Consider the following 19,221-nt stretch of genomic DNA (forward strand, 5'->3'; position numbering starts at 1 on the left):
GTTCGGGAAGAGGACAACAGCCCTGTCGGCCTCTGGTCGGAAGAAAATCCCCGCGCCGATTACGGCGCGAGGATTTGAGAGTCAGTCAGCCGGATTCCAGATGATGGCGTAGCTGTCTTCGTCCTCCTGGCCGGCGGCACGGCCGAGGTTTGCGTAGAGCCGCCTGGGTCCGAATTCGGGCGCCGCCAGGGTCAGCGACACGTAGTCGTTGCCCGAAGCTTCACTGCGGCGAAGCCAACCTGCGCCGACCTCGATACCGCTGGAAGTGACCCGAAAATCCGGCTGCGTGTCGGAAGCCTTGCGGGTGTTCGGCGCGATCTCGATCTCGGCGCGGATCGAGAGGGTGCGAAGGTGACCCTTGAAGCTGCGGCCTTCGCGAGTGACATATCCGATTGCGGGCATTTCTCATCTCCTTGAGAGGTTCGCCCGAACCATTCCCGGGCGATGGCCCGAACTTCAGGGACGGTCATAGCGCCGCTTCGAACCGACAGGCCGAAGCCTTGGCGAAGGACCGGAGACGACGGTCATATTTGAAGCGCAGCGGCCGCGAGGAGCCCGCTTCCAGCGGGCGGGGAAATATGCCGATCGGCGATGGTTTCAAAGCGAAGCGACCGTTCCAGGTCGATGGCCGGGAGCCGGGAATGGTCGAGGCATTTCTCCGGAAGACGAGCGAACGCCAAACCGATCATTTCGCATGTTGGCCGTGCAGAGAGAGGCAGGTCAGCCTTGCAAATGCCCAGCAGAAATCAATTTCGTCGATGCACAACGCCCCCGGTCGAGACCGCATTGCCCGCCCGCTTGCTGGGACCTCATTTGCCCCATGCAAAGGGAGGAACAAATGGATCGACGTCATCTTCTGGGACTGGCTGGAACGGCTGTATCCCTGGCAGTGTTTGGAACGAGCCGTGCGTTTGCCGCTGACACCAGGGCGTCTCAAACCGCCTCGGCCAGCCTCGTCATCGATGGCAATCTGATGCCTCCCGTCGATTCCACAGCACCGCTAGATAGCGAAACGGCCGTGCTGGTGCGCTCATCCGGCCTTACCGCTTTCAAGATGACGCTCGGGGGCAGCGGAAATCTCGGCAAGGCAGAAACCGACGCGGAAATCGCCGACGCGGCCAAAGCGATTGGGATCAACCCCACCGTCTTCAGCCGCATTGAAACGCCTGCGGACCTCATTGCGGCAAAGCGAAGCGGCAAGATCGGGATCATCTTCTCCTTCGAGGCCGGCGAGATGCTCGAAGGCAACCTCGACAATATCGACCACTTCCGAAAGGCCGGGGTGCTGGTCATGGGCCTCACCTACAACCGCAAGACGCCGTTTGGCTCTGGCGTGCTTGCAACCAGGTCGACCGGCCTCACACCGCTTGGACACGAGGCGGTCAGGCGCATGAACAAGCTTGGTACTTCGGTCGACATCAGCCACTGCGACGAAGCCACCAGTATCGCCGCAATCACCGCATCGACACGGCCGGTTCTTGTCACGCACGCGGGCTGCGCCGCCGTCCACGAGCATCCCCGGAACAAGTCCGACAAGCTTCTGCGCGCGCTTGCCAAGAAGGGCGGCGTCGTCGGTATTTACGAGCTCAGTTTCCTCGTTCCCTACCCGGCCCAGCCGGATCTCGATGCTTATTTGGCGCACCTCGCCCATGCCTTGCGGGTGTGCGGCGAGGACCATGTCGGGATCGGTACCGACGGGCTGTTGACGCCGTTCGACACATCGCCGGAGAGTATGGCGGCATGGAACGCCGACATCGAAAGGCGAAAGAAATCGGGCGTTTCGGCACCCGGCGAAGGCCCGCCCCCTTTCGTAACTGGCCTCAACCGACCTGACAGGTACGCGGTGATTGCCGACGCCATGGCGGCGAAAGGATACAAGCCCCGGACAATCGAAAAGGTACTGGGCGAGAACTTCGCGCGGGTCTTTGCGGAGACCTGGTCGGTGTAGCCGGCATCCATCTCAAGTCCGCAGTTCCGGCACTCGATCCGGGTCCCGAGCGAGGGATGTCGGGTGCTCGAGGCGCCAAGGCAAAGCACCATACCGCCTGCTCTATCCAGACATGTGGTGCAAATCGACCGCAGAAATCTTGCCGTTGCGTGCGACGAGGACGGAATAGCCGAGGCGCTGGTTCGGCCTCAGATTTTCCAGACCGGCGGCCTCCACCGATTCGATGCGAACGAAGCAGTCTGCCCCGCCGTCATCAGGACAAATGAACCCGTAACCCTTTGCCTGATTGAAGAATGACACTTTGCCTGTCGGCATGGCTACCTCCCCCTGATATCGCACCCGTCCAAACGATTGCATGGACTATGCGAAAGGGGCAATCGGTCGATCCGAGCCATCCCCTTCCGGGACAGTTTTCCGCCCGGAAATGACGGATTAATCCCGTTTGGCATCCATCGGACCGGCCGCAAGTCCTCGCGAAAATCCTTACCCGATCAGAACTTGGTCGCGCGATCGGGGTGGCACCATCGGGCAGGATCGCACCTGCGATTATCTCGAAATTGACCCGGGACAATGCTATGGAGCCGCATCGCGACAAGGGCGTTTGGGCGATCCTTGCGCGAATGGAGGAGCCTGAATGAACATCTATACCCTGAAGTTCCCCGATGAGGGGAACGTGGGCGCGCTGCGCCTCGACTTCGACGCAGAAGATGCCGCCGAAGCATTGGTGATGGCCCACCGTAAGGCATCGGATGTCAGGACAGGGAGAGCAGCGGAACTCTGGCAGGGCGCCCGCAGGCTCTGCACCATCCGTCGCGGTGCCGGCGGGCTAAATGAAGCCGGGCATTCGGCGCGTTTTCAGACAGCGTGACAATAGGCTCAGGCACGGCAGTCCAGCGCTCGCGCCTCTCGGCCTAAAAGGACCGCCTCGGGGGCGAGACGGTCCTTCCGTTTGGTTGCGACCCGAACAAAAGGGGGGCGCCGGGCCGCAAGGCCGCCGGTAGCTGCAGCCCCGCCTCGCCGAAATACGCTTTCGCTGGAGCGCCCCGGAGCAGCGGCGGGATGGCAGTGGCTGCCCCCTCCCCTCTCATGCGCGCTGCCACTTCCCATTGCGAAAAGGCAGAACTTGGCACCGAGACTTAGTGGGCGGGAGGAATGATCATGGACGAGGATGCCGTGTTTGCATTCGGCAGCGCGCTTGCCGCGATCGCCGGGCTGCTTCACGAAAAGGGCGTCTGCATGACGACCGAGATATCCCAGTCGCTCGGCCGCGCCGCGATGGTGCATCGAAAGGCTGGCGAACAATACCAGACGCGCGGGCATTAGAGCATTTTCCAATCAGGTGGAATCACCTGATGACTCGGAAAATGCGGCAAACCAGAAACTAGAGCGGCCGAGCCGATGCAATCGGATCGGCCGCACTAACTCAGGGCCCGGGCGGTTTCGGTTAAGGCCGCCGCCGATGGCGTGCAGGGCCTTAACAGGCACTGAGACACGCATCGCTGCCGCTCCACCGGATCGCTGCCATATGACATTCACTGCAACAGATGTCGCGGCGCACGACAGTGTAACGGCAGCGGAATTTAGCCACTCTCGACAGGAACCGTTCAGGGGAATTGCTCTCGATAGGCCGCGCGGGACGCGGCGCAAATCGAAGGAGAACCCTCATATGATATCGCTCATACTCCAGGCCCTGCGATGCCGGTTCGACCGGCACCGGCCCGAGCCAGGCAAGGTCTTCTGGGACGGCCTGTGCTACGTCGGAAGGTGCGAGGATTGCCGGGCGGCTATCCGCCGGGCCAGCCGGACGCGCTGGCACCGTGATCAGCTAGGGAACGGCCCCGGCTTGGCCTGAGATTGGGCCTGACAGGTCCGAAACCTGAGCCACTATCCATCGAGAACGGTCCTGTGACGGCGCTTCAATGACGCTTTGTGACGAGGCGAATTTCTCCACACAGACTGCATGTGTCCTTTATCCGTTCGAAGCCGTTCGAACCTGCCAGTTCGCGCGCCGCAACGTCGGCGTTTTCGAGCGGCGAAAGGCCAAGCGTCTGGGTGATGCAGTCGTCGCAGACCGGCTCGGGTGAGAGCCGGATGACGAGCTTTTCGATGGCGTGAAGTTCGGTCATGGCCCTGGCCCTCATGTTACGGCGTGTTTCTGACGCGGTGGTGTGATGGTAGAGATCAGGCAATGAACTTTTAGTGTTAGCGGCATGGCCGCGCCTTTCAGGGCGCGGCCATACCGCAGAAATTTTCAGCCCCATCAGGAAGAACAACCGGAGGCGGAATTTTCCGCCTCCGGTTGATTTCATCACGCCGCCAGCCGATCACCGCCAGCGCAAGGTCCGCTTACTGGATTGAGAGCGGGATCACAGAGCGATTCGGGTTCTGGCGATTCGCTATCACCGACCTTGTCTTCGGCCTCGCTCTCGGCTTCGGCTTCGCCCTCATCTTCTGCCCCGTCTGGATCGTCCTGAGCCGCAAAAGCCCGCGCCTGAGCGGCAACCGTGCCGACCCCGCCGCGTGCCGTGTACGCGCTGGGCGGAAACGCCATCCAGCGCGGCACCCAGCCCGTGACCTTGATGCGCCCTTCGGCGCCGGAAAGGTGATTGCGAATGATGGTGCGAAGGGTCTTCGCCTTCTCGTTTGCATTGGCATCGGCCACCAGTTTTCCGGCAACTTCGGCAACCATCGCAAGCAGCACTTCGCGGTCGCGCAGGGTATCGAGAAAGGCATCATCCGCCTCCCACCAGTCCGCCATTGGAACCCCAATGGCGAGGCCAGCCGCTTCCACTGCCGGGTTCCCCGCCTCCAATGCCTCACCCATGGCAAGGGCCAGCACATCCATGACTTGGGCGTCGGAAAGGACGACCAGACGCGCGAACAGGCCGCAGAGCGCTCGTTGCCCGCCCCGCATGCCGAAGCCGGTCCCGCCGATGACCGTCGTCTCGTCGTCCGGCAGGCCCAACAGCGCCAGCACCTCGCGCCGCCGCGCATCGAAGACAGCTTCGGCCCGGCAGTTCTCGACGCTTTCCCGAACCGCATCGCTTTTGGACTTCTGGGGTTCAACCACGATACGCCAGAGGGCAGAACCGGCGATGACATGGGCGATCATGAGCCGCAGCGCGATGTCGTGACGACCCAGCAGTTCGGTGCGCATCGCGGCATGGCGATGCAGGTCGATATAAGTCTGGGTTACCGAAGTCAGTTCGGGCCGAACCGCTTTCGGCAGGACGGCGCCGCCGCCATCTGCGATGCCACCGGATGCAACGGCCTTGGCCAGCTTCGCCGCTTCCTTGCGGGAGAGATAACCCTCATGGATGACCACCTCGCCGTTGCCGCGCACATCGAGATAGACGCGCCCGCCCTTGCGTTTGGGTGTCTTCTCATGGTCCCACGAATGGAAGTTCATCTCGGGGGGAAGGATCACGGCATCAGCCCAGCCCGCCTCGAGATAAGCTGCGCGCTTGGCCGCAATCGCGGAATTCTGGAGGTCCCAGAATGAATCGGTGTCGGCAAAGTAGGCCGATTCGCCGAAGAGGTCCGCGACCTGTGCCAGCCCGCTCGCCTCGACGTCGAACAACGCATGGCAGGTCGCAACCGACTGACCGCCGAACAGCCACCCCCGGAGTTGATGGCCGCGAGGCGTATAGGCATCGGGATCGTCGGCAAGGGCGAGCCATGCCTTCTGCTGGCTCTTGCTCGCAAGCGTGAGGTGCCGGACGGTGGCAACATAGATTTCCTCGGCGCGGTACATCTCACGGATGCGCGGCAAGAGGTTGCCGAGCGCAAGGATGCGCTTCACGGAAAGGTCGGGCAAGCCGAAGGTCTGCGCGATATCGGCAATCGAGCGACCTTCTTTCACCAGCCGGGTGAAGCAGGTCCAACGCGATACCTCGTCGGGATCGAGGCGCGCCATGTTCTCGATGAGCGAGGCCTCGACGGCGCTGGCGTCATCGGCATCATCCAGAATGGCGCAGGGCACCATGGCTTCATCCGGGTCCGGTTCACCGATGTCGGAATGGGCCGCCAGCCGCTCGGCAGCGACGACCTGCGCTGCGCGGAAGCGGCGAAATCCGGCGATTACCTCGTAGTAACCCGGTCCTTTGCCCGGTTCGGAAGCGGGACGGACGATCAGCGATTGAAGCACGCCGCGCGCGCGAACGGTCGGCAGAATGTCCGATACATCGGGAGCCTTTTTGGCGTAGCGCATATTCGATTTACTGACGGCGAGATTGCCAAGGGCGATCATTTCGAGTTTCATGGATAGCACTCCTGATTGTGAGTGCCGGTCCACCGAGTTCGTGATGGGATAAGGGGGACCGGCTTAGGTTTGGGCAGGAAACCGCCTGCCCTTCTCGGTGCGGCGCCCGGAATCTCTCGATTGCCGAACCTCCGCGTCATTCACCCCTTGGTCGAGGCGAAAGCCTTTCATCACCGGACCGCCGTGTCGCGGCAGGTGAATGCTGCACTTGCGAACTACGCACTTGCCCGGAGTTACAAACCTGCGCTTCATGGCGACCTACCTTCGGGTCGCATCGGAGGGGGCTGGTCCATCGCGTTTGGCGGAGCGGTGGACCGCCTTGGTGACGCGGCAGGAAAGCGGCGGGACGAAGCCCATGAAGACACGCCTACGGCATCTGCCGCTCAGCGCGGCGAAAGCCTGATGGCGGACGGATCTTCGCGGGTGAGCCTGTCCAGAAGCAAAGCCGCATCCGGGATCGATCCGGCTAGCCGCGCCGCCTCGGCCCAGACCGAAAGCCGGTGCCGGGTACTGAATGCGATATCGCGCTCGATGGTGAGCCCCATCGGCAGGCGGATCGCCTCGATTTCGCGAAGCGAGGAAATGCCGAGTTCCGGGCTCCCGAAACCAAGGTCCGCCAGCCCGAACAAGGTATCGTCATCGGCATAGAGTTCGGTCACCAGCCAGACCGCCCGGCCCATGGGATTGAACAGGCGAACCAGCGGCAGCGGATCGAACCGGGGGTTTTGCATGCCATGCTCGAAATTGGCACCCAGCATCGAGCGGATGGAGCGGGTCAGGAGGGTCATTGGACGGCCCTCCCCGCATGACTGGGCCCGGCCCCGATCTCCGACACATCGGGAACGTCAGCCCTCTTTCCCGAACGATTTTCGCTTGTTAGGTCTTCATCCGGGGCAATGAAGGGGCCCGCCTTTGTCTCCGACTTCGGGGAGCCCTCATGGCGGGCAAGCAGCCAGTCGGCCGCCTTGCTCGCCATGCTTGCCGCCCGGAATATCGCCCGGTTGTCCTCGCGAAGGACTTCGAGCCATGCCCCAAGGTAATCGGCATGGCGCACGGTCGGGACGATGCCGAGTGCGGCGCAGAGGAAGGCCGAACCCATTTCGGCCACTAATTCCTCGCGGGCGTAGTCCTTCGAACCGTACGAATTTGCGAGATTTCTGCCGAGTCGCGAGGCATGGCCGGTCGCGTGGGTCAGCTCGTGCAGGCACGTCCTGTAGAAGTTCACCGGCACGTGAAAGGCAGATTGCGGCGGAACCTGCACGAAGTCCTGCCCCGGCGAATAGAAAGCCTTGTCGCCGCCGATACGGAAGTCGACCCCGCTTGCGGCAATGACGGCCTCTGCTACCGGCACGATTTCCCGCTCGGGCAGCGGCACGGGCTCGGGCATGAAGCCTTCCGGCAGCCCCTCGCACTGCGCCCCGTTGAACACGGTGAAGCGCTTCAGGAAAGCAACCGAACGCGCATCGCCCCGGCTTTCCCGCGCCCGCTCCTTTTCGGCCTCGGGGGTGAAGCGGTCGGCGTAGACGACTTGCGTGCCATGCTCGCCCTTGCGAACGTTCCCGCCAGCGGCCAGCGCCTGCTTGAATGTGAGCCAGCCTTGCGAGGCAAAGCCGCCAGCGATGACCGCGCCCCACAGGATCAGCACATTGATCCCGCTGTACCGGCGCCGGGTCAGGGCATTGACCGGAAGCCCCGCCGCCGGTCCGCCCGATAACCCCGCCGCATCACTGCTCCAAGGCTGGACCCAAGGAACGCAGCCCGCCTCAAGCTGGCCGATGATCCGCGCCGTGACTTCGTCATAGAGCGATGCCCTGTCGGACCCCGATCCGTTCCGGTGGCCTGCGTGACAATCGCGTGCGTTACTATCGCGCCCGGTCCCGCCCCGCCTCGCGCGGCTTGCGCCGCTGCTGCCCTCGCCACTTTGACCGGCACTGCTGTTTCCAGTGGCCTGCGGATCAGGAGCCAAAGCCCCATCCCGATTGGCCTCCTGCGACTTCATCTGTGATCTGGCCCGTGATCCTGCCTGTGACGGGGCCCGTGACGGGGCCTTGCGATTGCTGCGCATGTCTCACCTCCATGCCCGCCCCAAAACCCACCATGGGCCTCCCCCGCAAAGGCGGGGGGTGGGCGGCCCGGACGACCGACAGGGCCCGCCGCAAGCGGCGCCTGCACCTGAAAGGCCGGAACGCGAGTGGAGGAGCCGCGACGAAGGAGCGGCTTGCAGGGGCCGATGGCGGGCCCAGACGGACGTCGAGCCCACACCCCGACTTTGTTCGGGAGAGGCTCACAAGCAGCGCCGCGCACAGGCGAAGCCGAAGCGCGTCCGCGTCGAGGGCGAACATGTTCGCCCTCCCCCGTTGCTGCCTTCAGCGCCAGCGATCGCGACCGTCAGGCAGAGACCCGCAATCGGGGCTCGGTGCCCTGCGCGCGGATTAAACGGCGTTCAGACCGTCCGCCGCACGGGCATAGAGCGCGGTCCCGCTCCTGCGGGAGGCGCCGATCTTCAACGACATTTCCTAACTGTCCGAACCGTCAGGCGATTCGATCCCTATCGCCTCGCCCTTACCTCATCGCTTCTGAAGCACCGCTTCCACCCGGCGCCATTCGCCAAGGACAGAGGTCTTTATCGGAAGCACCGCCAGCCGCACCATGCGCTTCGCCGCGCCTCCTTTTGCGGACGCCTGCGCCATGATCCGGGCTACATCGCTTTCGCTCCAGGACGTCCATTCGCCGGCCACCGAAAGAAGATTGGCCCCGAAAGCAGGAAGCACCTCATCCACGAGGATATCCTCGAGGGTCCGGGCATCGTACGGGGAGGCAGACAATACGCCGGCTATGCGCGCAATGTCCCTCTCCGACAGCTCGGTGTCGAGGAACAGCTCGCTCAAAGCCGTCCAGACCGGCAGCCGGTGGTCGCCTTCGTCACTGGGTTTCATGCCCCCGGATATGCCTGCCTCGCGCCGCGCTCACCAGTGCGATATTGAAGCGAAATCGGCCGTAAATTCCGCAAGCTAATCCGTTTGAAGACTTGCGCGGATACCATCCCCGGTCATAATGGACGCCTTCGCGAGAAGGGAACAGGGGGCCGGGAGGTGCGACCCGATCCCGGCAACGGCGGCCGGCTCTTTCACCCCCTGAGCCGTCGTCGTCCCTAACCCTTCGGCGCGCTGTTTCCCGTCCGAAATACCGCCAAATCGGAGGCACCCACGGTTGAACGACGGGCATCCCTGGCCGATCACACCGCCATGGCAAAACTCGAAGCGATCCTGATTGCAGGCCTGATGGCCGCCGCCTGGCTGCCACAGCTTCTGCACCTCACCGGCTGAGGGAAGCTCCTCGAAAAAACCCGCCCCCTGCCCTTCAGAACACGAACGAAAGTTGGTTGGGATGCGCGCCACGGCGCCGGCCGCCCCGCTCCCGCACATTGTCCTGGTCGACTGTTCCGAAGATCACCTTGATCATGTTGAGCGCCCGCGAATTCACGCGGGTCGAGGCTTCGAGCCGTTTCACGGCGCGCGCGGGATCCCGGTAGCCGATCGCCTTGCCGAGTTCCATCTCGGACAGCCCGCGGTTCCTACGGGCAGCGGTCAGTTCAGCGCCGGTCATCAAGTCCTCCGTGAGTAAGGCGTGAGACGGCAGATCGGGGAGCAGCCTCGCCCGAACCCGCCATGGGGCCGGGCGCTCTAGGCGCTTGGTGAATCGAGGACCAGACCGCGCGAATCAGTTATCCACACCGTGTCCCCAACCAGCCAACAGGCTATCCACGCACATAACAACACCCTGAAAACCCCAGATTTCCGCCGTCCCCCGTCAGATAAAGGACATGGGTGTCCACAGCGGCGGCCAGATTTGTCAGCTATTCGAGGGCGCGCGAGTGAGATCATCAGCCCACGACGCAATGATGCGAAAGGATGCGGCAAATGATCGAAGTTATTGCAGAACCGGAAGCCGGCGGCGCCCAGCCCGCCTTGCAGGAAATCCCCGGCAGTGAGGCCGGCAGCCAATCCTCCAGCCGCCGCGGAACACAGGACCTCATCAGGGTGGCCGCGAGGATGGCCGCGAGCGAGATTGCCGGGCGCAGCATGATCCGCTCGCGCAAGGCGGAACAGGATTTGGCCGCACAGCTCCAACGCGAATTCGCGGCCTGCGTCGGATATTGGGACCTCTATTTCGCGAGCGGCGGCGAACGTGTCCCGAAATCTGCGATGCGCCCCAGGTCCGCAGGCAGAAAGAGCCCCGCCATCAAGCGCCTGCCCAAATCAAACTGAACGAGGCACCGCGACAACCAGATCGATAGTCACTTCATGACGGTGCGATAGCCTCGCTCGATCCAGAAAAGCCCATTGAACTCGGGACCGTCACGCTCGGCTGTCCGATCCGCAAGACGCCCGGCACCGCAAGTACGCTCAATGCCTCGGCGTCTTCGATGCGCTTGGCCAGCTCAACATGTGGGGCGACCTGCCAAGCGACTGGCTCCTCCCATGGCACACCACCAATCCGTGGCTGCCCCCTTCCATGCATGCAGGAGAGCCGCCGACGGCGCATCAATGCAACGAGGACTGGACCAGGCGGTCTGCGAACAGCCGCATGTCCTCGGTTACGCCGGTCGACAGACGCGAGCGCTCCGAGAGCGCCTCGATCACGTCGGCCAGGCGCCGCAGCTCGCGGGCGCAGGCAATGGCATCGTCATTGGGCAAGCGGCGCGCATCGGCCTCGACATTGGCGCAAGTCGCAATGAGGCGCATCGATGTTCCCGCCATATCCACGGCGGCGGCTAGCAGCATGTCCAGGGTCATAAGTCCTCAGAAATTCGAGTGGTTGCGCCCGCGAAGCCCCGACATAAGCGATTCCCCGGACGGGTTTCGTGAGCCCGATCACACAGGGGGACGCGATGCAGCACCAGGCGAAATGCCATCAGCCGATATCGCGCAGCGGCAACACGCATCCCCCGGCAACCCTGGACCCGGCACCCGGCGGACTTTGCAGGAACGGACCGCGAGACGCAGGCTTCCAGTCGAAACTGTTGATCTTACGGACTTTACAGGCCCGCTATCGCAATCGCATAAATCCAGGCGAGCAAAACAGGGGTGGCAAGTTAAAGTGATGCAAGAAGCCTTTCTCGATCTGACCTCGGACATCGTGTCCGCGCATGTCAGCAACAATGCCGTATCAGCCAAACAACTTCCGCAGCTGATTACAGCGATCTACGCTTCGCTCTCTTCTCTCGGGCAAGAGCCCAAACCGATCGAGGAGGAACGCACGCCTGCTGTTTCGATACGCGCATCGGTCAAGCCCGGCGCCATCGCCTGCCTTGAGTGCGGCGCAAAGCAGAAGACGCTCAAGCGTCACCTCGCCGCGCAGCACAACCTTTCGCCGGACGAATACCGCACACGCTGGAAACTGCCTTCCGACTATCCGCTGGTCTCGGCCGATTACGCAGCAAAGCGGGCTGAACTGGCCATCCAGATCGGCCTCGGAAGCAAGGGCGGGCGCAAAAAGAAGGCGGTTGCGCCGGTTTCGGCCAAGGCTACAGACAAGCGGGCGCAAACCAAGGCGCCTCTGGCAAAGGCATCGGCAACACCGCAGCCGGACGCCGCCAAGGTCAATGCTCCCGAGACCAAGACTGCCGAGCCCAGCCGCAGCAAGGCTTCCAAAACGGCGGCGGCTCCCAAGACCGAGCGCAAGGCATCGCGCAAGGGCGTCGCCGGGTCCGTCTGAATACCCGGTCAGAAACTAGCCTGGCCACGTGAACGGCAGGGGCTCACGGGCTCCTGCCATTCAGCAGTTCGCGATAGCCGCCGCGCGCAAACTGACGCGCCAGGCGGACCCGGCGCCGCACGCGCGACCGGACGGCATCGGCAATCCCTTCCCCGTCCTCGCCCTTGGCGACAATGCCGAAGACGACCTGAGCGATCTCGCGCTGGCTGGCACGCCGCGCGATGGCATCATGGACGCGAAGAATTTCCAGCCAGTGTTTCATCCGTGGATCGCTCGGGAAATGGGCAACCAGGAAACGCCCGCTGCTGCATAGCGCCGCGAAGCGCCGGAGCGGCAGGAGCTTGGCAGCAAGCGAGGCCATGCCTTCAAGCTCGAAGCGCAGGACGACCGGCCCGTCTCGAAGCGATCCCGAAGTGACGTCGATGCGAATACGCCGCAGGCCGTCGCTCAGCACAGCATGTTCACGCCCGCCCTCCCCAGACACAACCCTCAGCCAGGAACCGAACGCCGCGGGATCGAATGCTTCGGGATCACCGCGCAGTGCAGGCACTGCTGTCACGGTGAGAGTGCCGGGATCGATATCGGCATGCCAGATGAGCCGGGCCGCCGGTGCCGGCGTCGCCGGGTCTTCTGCGAAAGTGGAGCCCCCACCGCAGCGCGGCCTCCGGATCGTGCCCGCGCGTTGCATTGCTCGCAGCCTCGTACCACGCGATGTAAGCGGCATCGCGCCTCAGCCACTCCCACATCAGCCCGGCACGATCGATGCCCTGCAAGGCATCGTAGAATGCTGCGCTGCGCCACTCTCCCATTTCGAGCGGCGCGCCGCGTTTCACGCGCTGGCCTCACAGCCCTGAAAGAAAGATGTCAGTTCTGAGACAATTAGGTATTTGTGCGGCGCAGCAGATTGGTTATGTACACCAGGCGACATAACAGCATCGCTTCGCCGAAATGAAGATCGGCGCCGCGATAGCAAGAAGTGACGAAGGACGGCCCGGCACGAGTCTGCGGCATGGAACGCCGTGACGGGGCGATGCAGCCCATGCACATTTTCGACACGTTCAGCACTTTTGTCCGATCTGCGGATGAAACCGCAAATCTCCTTGATCTGAACTCGGTCCTGGCCCGCACGGCACGCGATCTGGGCTACGATTACTTTGCGCTTACCCACCATGTCGACTGGAGACGAAGAATTCCAGGGGCAGTGCGACTCCACAATTATCCCGACAGCTGGGTCCAGTTCTTCGATTCCAGTGGTCTGGGCGGTGCCGATCCGGTTCAGCGCGCCAGCGAGAAGGCCGGTTTCGGATTCAGCTGGCGCCGCGTCGGCAACTTCATTCCCTTGAGCGCGCAGGATATCGAGATCTTCGCCCGAGCCGAAGAGCATGGGATCGGCGACGGGTTCACGGTGCCCTTCAATCTTCCCGGCGAGCATATGGGTTCGTGCTCTTTTGCAGTCAGGCCGGGGCGCTCGCTGGCCGCGCCAAACCTCGTGCTCGCCCAGTTGATCGGCCTCTATGCCTTCACTGTGGCAAGACGCTTTCTCGACCCGCAACTCTTCCTGATGCCGAGGCGCCCCGCCCTTCTCACCAATCGAGAGGCTGAGATCACCCGTCTCGTAGCCGCCGGCAAGACCAACTGGGAAGCAGGACATATCCTTGGCATCAGCCAGTATACGGCACGCCAGCATGTCAGCGAAAGTTTCGGGAAGCTGGGTGTCCATGACCGGGCAGCTCTCACTTATCGCGCCTTGCGCAGTGGAGAGATCAGCTACGCCGAAGTTCCGCTCTGAGCGTATCCTACAACTGTAGGATACGCCGCCGCGGCTACGAAGTTCAGGTTTGGACCTCCAGAATACGGAGGTCCAAATGATCCATCAGATTTCAGAACTATCGCAGGTAAGCGAGCATTCGGTGTTGAGAAGCATGTTCGAGGCACGCAAGCGCGTCTTCATCGATCTTCTGAAGTGGGATGTCCCCTCGCTTGCCGGACGGTTCGAACTCGATCAGTTCGATACGCAGGCTGCAAAGTACATCGTGCTCGCCGACGGCAACGCACGCCACAAGGCATCTGCACGGCTCCTGCCCACCCAGGTGCCGCACCTGCTCGACACGCTTTTCCCATGGCTGTGCGACGCCGGAGTACCGCGCGGACCGCATTGCCTCGAGATCTCCCGCTTCTGCCTCGATCCACGCCTCTCCAGTGCAGAGCGCCGCGCAGTCCGGGACGAACTCATCCACGCGCTTGTCGAGCATGCGCTGGAGAATGGCATTACCCAGTACACAGGCATCGCCGAGGAGGCATGGCTGAGGCAAATACTGGCCTTCGGGTGGCGCTGCCAGCCGCTCGGACCAGTCTGCCTGAACGGCAGCAAGCGGCTCGGCGCAATGACCATCGATATCGACGCGAACACGCATGCCCTGCTCGAGCGCGGCGGAGTGTTCCCCATGCGCGGTGCCAGGGAGGCTCTACATGTCCATTGAACCTCGATGCGCGAAGCCGCCCGTCCTTTCTGCCATGATCGCGGCGGACTTGCGCGCCCATGGCTACGCGGTCCTCAGAGGTATCGTCGATCCCGAACTGATCGACGAACTCGACAAGGACCTAGCCCCCGCCTTCGAGACTACTCCATTCTGCAACGGTGATTTCTACGGTCCTCGCACCAGACGGTTCGGACGGGTCTTGCTACGCTCCCCGCTCGCCGAGGCCCTGGTTCGCCACGAAGCGGTCCTCAGCGCGGCCGAAGATATCCTCGCGCCCTGGTGCGACACCATTCAGCTGAACCTTACACAGGGCCTTGCCCTGCATCCTGGCGCGCCCGCGCAGTTTCCGCACCGCGATCAGGACATGTGGCGCGGGATTACCGGAGAAGTCGAATACCTCGTTAACGTCATGTGGCCCTTCACGGCATATCGTGAAGAGAACGGGGCAACGCTGCTCTGGCCAAAGAGCCACGGAGCCGCCGCCCTTCGCGAAGAACCGAACTGCGATCCGATCGCAATCGATCTGCAGCCCGGCGATGCCCTGGTGTTTCTGGGCTCGACGCTGCACGGCGCCGGCGCCAATCGCAGCGACATGGTTCGGCGCGGCATGATCGCAAGCTACTGCCTCGGCTGGCTCAAGCCGTACGAGAACCAATGGCTGGCCTATCCGCCCGCCATCGCGCGCCGGTTCTCGCCCGAGCTTGCGGCGCTTGTCGGTTACCGGCAGCACCGTCCCAATCTCGGCAATTACGAAGGCCTTTGCCCCTCGGTATTGCTTGAGCCCCATCCATCCGACCTGCCCGGAGCAACCGATGCATTGCGCCCCGACCAGGCAGAAGCTCTTGCGACCTGGGCAGCGAACCGAAGGGGGCCTGAATGAATGCCGGAACGCGGGCCGAACAGGCTTACGAAGAGGTCAAACGCCTGTTGATGTCGGGGTCGATCATTCCGGGCCTGCGTCTTGATCCGAGCCGTATTGCCGATGCCGTTTCCGCAGGCGTCACACCTGTCCGCGAAGCATTGCTGCGGCTCGCTGGCGAGCGCGTCGTCGAAATGCGCAAGAACACCGGCTTTCATATGCCGGTCTTGACCGAAGCCATGCTGGTGGACCTCTATCGCTGGAACTTCGAAATCCTGAAACTGGCACTGGCCTCGCCTGGCTGGAAGTCCGGTGAGGATGCCGCGCGGCGGCTAACGGCCGGTCCTGCGGACGGTCCGGCCTCGCTTTTTGCAGCGATCGGGCTGCGGTCGGGCCGGCCCGAAATCGCGGCGCAGATAGCTTCGGCAAATGACCGGCTCACAGCTGCGCGCACGGTAGAAGTCCTCGTTCTGGGAGAAATCGAATCCGAAATCGCAGGCATCGCAGGCTCAATTGGAGCGGCAGCGCCGCTCCTTACAGCCGAACTCAGAAAGTATCATTCCCGCCGACTTGGCAAGGCACGCGCGCTGGTTTCAGAAATATACAAGATATCGGAGACGCAATCCGAGTAGATCGTAATTTTATAATCACATTATAAATTTTTTATAACCTTCTAACGGCGTCATCTTTTCGTGCCGCAATATCGCGGCATCAAACGAGGAGAATGACATGGAACGTCAAGAAAACACCATCGATCTGGGCACTGCCAGCGCCGAAACCAGGGGGCCCGTCGGCACAGGATTCGACATGGTCCTTGGCCAAGGGGCGCAGGCCCTTTCGGACGACTGAAACAGCTTCCCTGAAATGGAGGATGCGCGGCGCATGTCGCGCATCCTTTATTTTAGCCCCTCCAAGACTGGATCTAAAACGGCAAAACAACTGCACATCGCCGATATCGAAAAATTATACTACCATTAATTCAACTTCCATCATCCAAATGGCGTCATGATATTTTATATTTTCATTATAAATTTTTTATAATTCACGAATCGAGCCACCATTCCTTCGCCGTAACGTCGCGGCAGCTTTGGAGGAATGTGACATGGTACAGGAAAACGACACCATCGACCTGGGCGCAGCCAGCGCCGAGACCAAGGGCCCCATCGGCTCGGGCGACGATGCCGTCCTCGCCCAGAAGAATCCGGGCCTTTCGGACGACTGACGATGAGGATGCGCGGCAAATGCCGCGCATCCTTTTCCTGCCTTGCTGACCAGTATCGGGATTGCCTAGATGACGACCTCCTTGCGTGAAGGACTGACTTTCTGCCGCCTCGCGAACCGAATTGTGTTCCTGGACATTCCCGCCGATCGCTACTTCTGCCTCTCGCAGGAGGCAGAAAGTGTGTTCGCAAGGGCGTGCGCGGGCGAACGGCTGGCAGAATTCGAGCGCGCCCTCCTCGACAAGGCAGGTGTCCTCAGGCGATCGTCCAGTGGACTCGACTTACGTGAATGCGTCAGACAAGTGCCGCAGCAAAGTGCTCTCGACCAACGAGGGGTTGGGGGCAGCCGACTAGCAATTGCCCGACTTTGCGCCCGTTTCCTCCATGCACGCAGCAGCCTGCTGCGCCGAGGCCTAGCCCCGACGCTGGCCTCGACCATCCGTCTCAAGCCAAAGCAAGACGGTGCAGACTCCGCCGAAGTAGCCGCCATTGCCGATGCGTATCGCAGATGCGGCAGGATAATAGGCGCGCACGATCAATGCCTTCCCTATGCCATCGCGGTTGCCCGGAGCCTCTACGCGGTCGGTGCGGCGGCAGATCTCATCATCGGCGTTGGCATGCCCCCGTTTCGCGCTCATGCGTGGGTGCAATGGCGCGATGTTCTGGTGAATGAGCACCTCGAGATTGCCGCTCGCTATACTCCGATCGCGGTGCTGTGATGGCAGCGTGCTTCATCGTCTGCCTCAGTCTGGGCCAGGATGCCCAAGCGCTTCAGCGCCGTCTTGCAAACGAGGGCGGCCAGATTGCCTCCATTGATAGAGGCGGCCTCTTCGTTTGCGCTGGCCCCGATACTCCCCAGATCCGGCTCAATGCCGGCGGCATCGTGATTGGCTCCCTTTACCGCCGCGATGGGATTGAAAGGGTCACGACGCTCGATCCGGATATTTGCGACGAGATAGTAAGCAGCCGCGGCCGCCACCTGCTCGAACACTATTGGGGAGACTTCGTAGCTCTCATAATGGGGCCTGGGACCGTGTACATGCTACGCAGTCCGTTCGGAAACCTGCCCTGCCTTTACCGCACCGATCAGGGCACGACATGCATCGCCTCCGACATCGATTTGCTGAAACTCGCCTCGGGCACGCCAAACTCGATCGATTATCTGGAGGTCAGCCACCAAATCTTCACTGGTGACATGCGCAGCGCGAGAACGTGCCTCACCGGAATGCAGGAAGTTCGCGGCGGAGACCTGGTCTGCTTCTCCGGCACAGCGGCTGTGAGCGAGGCGCTCTGGACACCGTGGTCCATCGACCAGCGGGTGGAAGGACCGACGCAACTGGAGGTCGACGCGCACCAGCTGCGCGAAACGGCAATCAAGTGCGTTGCGGCAAAAACCGGCGCAATCGAAAAGCCCCTGCTCATGTTGTCAGGCGGACTAGATTCCTCGATCCTTGCGGCATGTCTTGCGGCGCGCGGCCGGTCGTTTGATTGTCTAAATCTTGTCGCTCCTGCAGCAGCCGGGGACGAGCGCATCTACGCCCGCGCAGTTAGCGAATATGCTGCGAGGCATCTCCAGGAAAGGAACATGCCGGACGCCGCGCTCGACTTGCGCGAGCTTCCGGCAAGCCGTTTGCCCAGGCCGGTGGCCCGAGGTTTCGAGCAGCGCCTCTATCAGGGAGCCGCCGACACTGCCGCCGAATTGGGCTGTGACGCTATCATCGACGGCGGCGGCGGCGACAACGTGTTCTGCTCACTTCAATCCGCATCGCCAGCGAGCGACTGCCTGCTTGCCGGAGCCGGTCTCGGGACATTCTGGCGGACCTGCCACGAAATCGGGGACATGGCCCAGGCCTCCGTGTGGCAAGTTGCGTGGAAGGCATTGCTGCGAGCCGGCCGACGGTTTCGGCCCTATCGATGGGAAACCAACGACAGCTTCCTCTCAAGTGAGGCAATCCAGGCGACAAACGAGAGACCTTTGCACCCCTGGCTTGCCCGGAATTCTTCGGGCATGCCGGGACGCGCCGGCCAGATAGCCTTACTTGTTGCCGCACAGAGTTTTGTCGAGGATGGCCCTGTCGGAACCAAGGAGAGAGTAATTTCCCCGCTGGTCTCGCAGCCGCTGATCGAGCATTGCCTATCGATCCCGAGTTGGCGCTGGTTCGAGCATGGATGCAACCGCGCACTCGCTCGCCGGGCTTTCGAGCATCAACTTCCGCAAGCGGTTGCGTGGCGGCGCAGCAAGGGCATCCCCGACAGTTTCGTTGTGCGGCTTTTCGAGGCCAACCGGGCGTACATCCGCGACAATCTCGCCGGGGGCCTGCTTGCCCGGGAAGGCGTGATCGATGCTGCTGCGGTTCTGAAGGTGATGAACGATCCGACGCCATTCAAGGGACGGGAATTTAGTCGGATCGTCAGGTTAATGGATGCCGAGAAGTGGGCGCGGGAGATCAGGGACTTGTAGTTGAGGCTGTTGGGGCCGCCTTCGCCCAAAGGATATCCCAACGCGCGTACTGGTCCCGTTTTTCCTCGGCCACGATCTGGGCAGGCGCGTAGAACCTCATGGGTTGTGAATTGAGCAGGCTCACGCAGAAGACATCTGAGTGCCAGCACTTGAGCCAACAGGATGCATACGCAATCAGCGCGAAGCTGGCGGCCCGGCTCTCCGGAAAACCGTAACTACCCAAACCCTCGGGCTGGCCGAAGTTCTTCTCGGCGAGACTTTTGTTTAAAATCGC

The 19,221-nt window shown here is 62.3% G+C and carries 23 protein-coding genes and 2 pseudogenes; 13 read left to right on the plus strand and 12 right to left on the minus strand.

What is annotated here, in order from left to right; all coding sequences use genetic code 11:
• Positions 1–81: 81 nt before the first annotated feature.
• Complete coding sequence (locus ACZ1JC_RS22135; protein WP_465138114.1) at positions 82–402, minus strand: DUF736 domain-containing protein; 321 nt, start codon at positions 400–402, stop codon at positions 82–84.
• Positions 403–838: 436 nt separating this feature from the next.
• Between ACZ1JC_RS22135 and ACZ1JC_RS22140 the strand changes: the two genes are divergently transcribed.
• A complete protein-coding gene (locus ACZ1JC_RS22140) occupies positions 839–1,948 on the plus strand; it encodes a dipeptidase (protein ID WP_465138113.1) in 1,110 nt (369 codons plus the stop codon).
• Positions 1,949–2,050: 102 nt separating this feature from the next.
• Here ACZ1JC_RS22140 and ACZ1JC_RS22145 read toward each other — a convergent pair whose 3' ends face one another.
• Complete coding sequence (locus tag ACZ1JC_RS22145; protein ID WP_465138112.1) at positions 2,051–2,263, minus strand: cold-shock protein; 213 nt, start codon at positions 2,261–2,263, stop codon at positions 2,051–2,053.
• Positions 2,264–2,582: 319 nt separating this feature from the next.
• Between ACZ1JC_RS22145 and ACZ1JC_RS22150 the strand changes: the two genes are divergently transcribed.
• Together ACZ1JC_RS22150 and ACZ1JC_RS22155 are read left to right on the plus strand one after the other, a co-directional pair.
• Positions 2,583–2,816: a hypothetical protein gene (locus ACZ1JC_RS22150; protein ID WP_465138111.1), complete on the plus strand. Its 234-nt coding sequence runs from the start codon at positions 2,583–2,585 to the stop codon at positions 2,814–2,816.
• A 290-nt stretch (positions 2,817–3,106) separates the two neighbouring features.
• Positions 3,107–3,271, plus strand: a complete 165-nt coding sequence (locus ACZ1JC_RS22155) for a hypothetical protein (RefSeq protein ID WP_465138110.1) — start codon at positions 3,107–3,109, stop codon at positions 3,269–3,271.
• Positions 3,272–3,864: 593 nt separating this feature from the next.
• Here the strand turns inward: ACZ1JC_RS22155 and ACZ1JC_RS22160 are convergent.
• From ACZ1JC_RS22160 to ACZ1JC_RS22185, 6 genes are all read right to left on the minus strand, one after another.
• On the minus strand, positions 3,865–4,257 hold the full coding sequence (locus ACZ1JC_RS22160; RefSeq protein WP_465138109.1) for a hypothetical protein: 393 nt from the start codon (positions 4,255–4,257) through the stop codon (positions 3,865–3,867).
• Positions 4,257–6,209, minus strand: a complete 1,953-nt coding sequence (locus tag ACZ1JC_RS22165; RefSeq protein ID WP_465138108.1) for a ParB/RepB/Spo0J family partition protein — start codon at positions 6,207–6,209, stop codon at positions 4,257–4,259. The genes ACZ1JC_RS22160 and ACZ1JC_RS22165 overlap by 1 nt, the downstream gene beginning before the upstream one ends.
• 383 nt (positions 6,210–6,592) lie before the next feature.
• Positions 6,593–6,997, minus strand: a complete 405-nt coding sequence (locus ACZ1JC_RS22170; protein ID WP_465138107.1) for a DUF2958 domain-containing protein — start codon at positions 6,995–6,997, stop codon at positions 6,593–6,595.
• Positions 6,994–8,175 carry an ArdC family protein gene (locus ACZ1JC_RS22175; RefSeq protein WP_465148450.1) on the minus strand — a complete coding sequence of 394 codons (1,182 nt, stop codon included), beginning with the start codon at positions 8,173–8,175 and terminating at the stop codon, positions 6,994–6,996. Before ACZ1JC_RS22175 ends, ACZ1JC_RS22170 begins: the two co-directional genes overlap by 4 nt.
• A 601-nt stretch (positions 8,176–8,776) precedes the next feature.
• Positions 8,777–9,145: a DUF7079 family protein gene (locus ACZ1JC_RS22180; protein WP_465138106.1), complete on the minus strand. Its 369-nt coding sequence runs from the start codon at positions 9,143–9,145 to the stop codon at positions 8,777–8,779.
• A 424-nt stretch (positions 9,146–9,569) separates the two neighbouring features.
• Positions 9,570–9,815: a hypothetical protein gene (locus ACZ1JC_RS22185; RefSeq protein WP_465138105.1), complete on the minus strand. Its 246-nt coding sequence runs from the start codon at positions 9,813–9,815 to the stop codon at positions 9,570–9,572.
• A gap of 314 nt (positions 9,816–10,129) precedes the next feature.
• Between ACZ1JC_RS22185 and ACZ1JC_RS22190 the strand changes: the two genes are divergently transcribed.
• A complete protein-coding gene (locus tag ACZ1JC_RS22190; protein ID WP_465138104.1) occupies positions 10,130–10,477 on the plus strand; it encodes a hypothetical protein in 348 nt (115 codons plus the stop codon).
• 276 nt (positions 10,478–10,753) lie between these two features.
• Here ACZ1JC_RS22190 and ACZ1JC_RS22195 read toward each other — a convergent pair whose 3' ends face one another.
• Entirely contained in the window at positions 10,754–11,005 is a 252-nt protein-coding gene (locus ACZ1JC_RS22195) for a hypothetical protein (protein ID WP_465138103.1), read from the minus strand.
• Between the two features lie 112 nt (positions 11,006–11,117).
• Between ACZ1JC_RS22195 and ACZ1JC_RS22200 the strand changes: the two genes are divergently transcribed.
• Positions 11,118–11,927 (plus strand): Ros/MucR family transcriptional regulator, encoded by an 810-nt coding sequence (locus tag ACZ1JC_RS22200; RefSeq protein WP_465138102.1) that lies wholly within the window; start codon positions 11,118–11,120, stop codon positions 11,925–11,927.
• Between the two features lie 43 nt (positions 11,928–11,970).
• On the opposite strand, the gene ACZ1JC_RS22205 is transcribed toward ACZ1JC_RS22200, so the two are convergent.
• Both ACZ1JC_RS22205 and ACZ1JC_RS22210 read right to left on the minus strand, forming a co-directional pair.
• Positions 11,971–12,615: a DNA -binding domain-containing protein gene (locus tag ACZ1JC_RS22205; RefSeq protein ID WP_465138101.1), complete on the minus strand. Its 645-nt coding sequence runs from the start codon at positions 12,613–12,615 to the stop codon at positions 11,971–11,973.
• A gap of 4 nt (positions 12,616–12,619) precedes the next feature.
• Positions 12,620–12,736: pseudogene (locus tag ACZ1JC_RS22210) on the minus strand (transcriptional regulator domain-containing protein); the annotation flags it as partial.
• Between the two features lie 200 nt (positions 12,737–12,936).
• Here ACZ1JC_RS22210 and ACZ1JC_RS22215 point away from each other — a divergent pair.
• The 8 genes from ACZ1JC_RS22215 to ACZ1JC_RS22250 all read left to right on the plus strand — a co-directional run bounded on the left by ACZ1JC_RS22215 (position 12,937) and on the right by ACZ1JC_RS22250 (position 18,947).
• Complete coding sequence (locus ACZ1JC_RS22215) at positions 12,937–13,716, plus strand: autoinducer binding domain-containing protein (RefSeq protein ID WP_465138100.1); 780 nt, start codon at positions 12,937–12,939, stop codon at positions 13,714–13,716.
• A gap of 76 nt (positions 13,717–13,792) precedes the next feature.
• On the plus strand, positions 13,793–14,407 hold the full coding sequence (locus ACZ1JC_RS22220) for an acyl-homoserine-lactone synthase (protein WP_465138099.1): 615 nt from the start codon (positions 13,793–13,795) through the stop codon (positions 14,405–14,407).
• A gap of 34 nt (positions 14,408–14,441) precedes the next feature.
• On the plus strand, positions 14,442–15,287 hold the full coding sequence (locus tag ACZ1JC_RS22225; RefSeq protein ID WP_465138098.1) for a phytanoyl-CoA dioxygenase family protein: 846 nt from the start codon (positions 14,442–14,444) through the stop codon (positions 15,285–15,287).
• The gene (locus tag ACZ1JC_RS22230) at positions 15,284–15,898 is read left to right on the plus strand and encodes a GntR family transcriptional regulator (protein WP_465138097.1); all 615 of its coding nucleotides are present in this window, start codon (positions 15,284–15,286) and stop codon (positions 15,896–15,898) included. Before ACZ1JC_RS22225 ends, ACZ1JC_RS22230 begins: the two co-directional genes overlap by 4 nt.
• 97 nt (positions 15,899–15,995) lie before the next feature.
• Positions 15,996–16,115, plus strand: coding sequence for a benenodin family lasso peptide (locus tag ACZ1JC_RS22235; protein WP_465138096.1), 120 nt, complete (start codon positions 15,996–15,998; stop codon positions 16,113–16,115).
• 253 nt (positions 16,116–16,368) lie between these two features.
• Positions 16,369–16,488 carry a benenodin family lasso peptide gene (locus ACZ1JC_RS22240; protein ID WP_465138095.1) on the plus strand — a complete coding sequence of 40 codons (120 nt, stop codon included), beginning with the start codon at positions 16,369–16,371 and terminating at the stop codon, positions 16,486–16,488.
• 69 nt (positions 16,489–16,557) lie between these two features.
• A complete protein-coding gene (locus ACZ1JC_RS22245; RefSeq protein ID WP_465138094.1) occupies positions 16,558–17,205 on the plus strand; it encodes a lasso peptide biosynthesis B2 protein in 648 nt (215 codons plus the stop codon).
• Positions 17,205–18,947 carry an asparagine synthase-related protein gene (locus tag ACZ1JC_RS22250; protein ID WP_465138093.1) on the plus strand — a complete coding sequence of 581 codons (1,743 nt, stop codon included), beginning with the start codon at positions 17,205–17,207 and terminating at the stop codon, positions 18,945–18,947. Before ACZ1JC_RS22245 ends, ACZ1JC_RS22250 begins: the two co-directional genes overlap by 1 nt.
• 58 nt (positions 18,948–19,005) lie before the next feature.
• Here the strand turns inward: ACZ1JC_RS22250 and ACZ1JC_RS22255 are convergent.
• Positions 19,006–19,209: pseudogene (locus tag ACZ1JC_RS22255) on the minus strand (hypothetical protein); the annotation flags it as partial.
• Between the last annotated feature and the right edge of the window lie 12 nt (positions 19,210–19,221).

The organism is Sphingomonas sp. BL-S-28 (assembly GCF_055521515.1).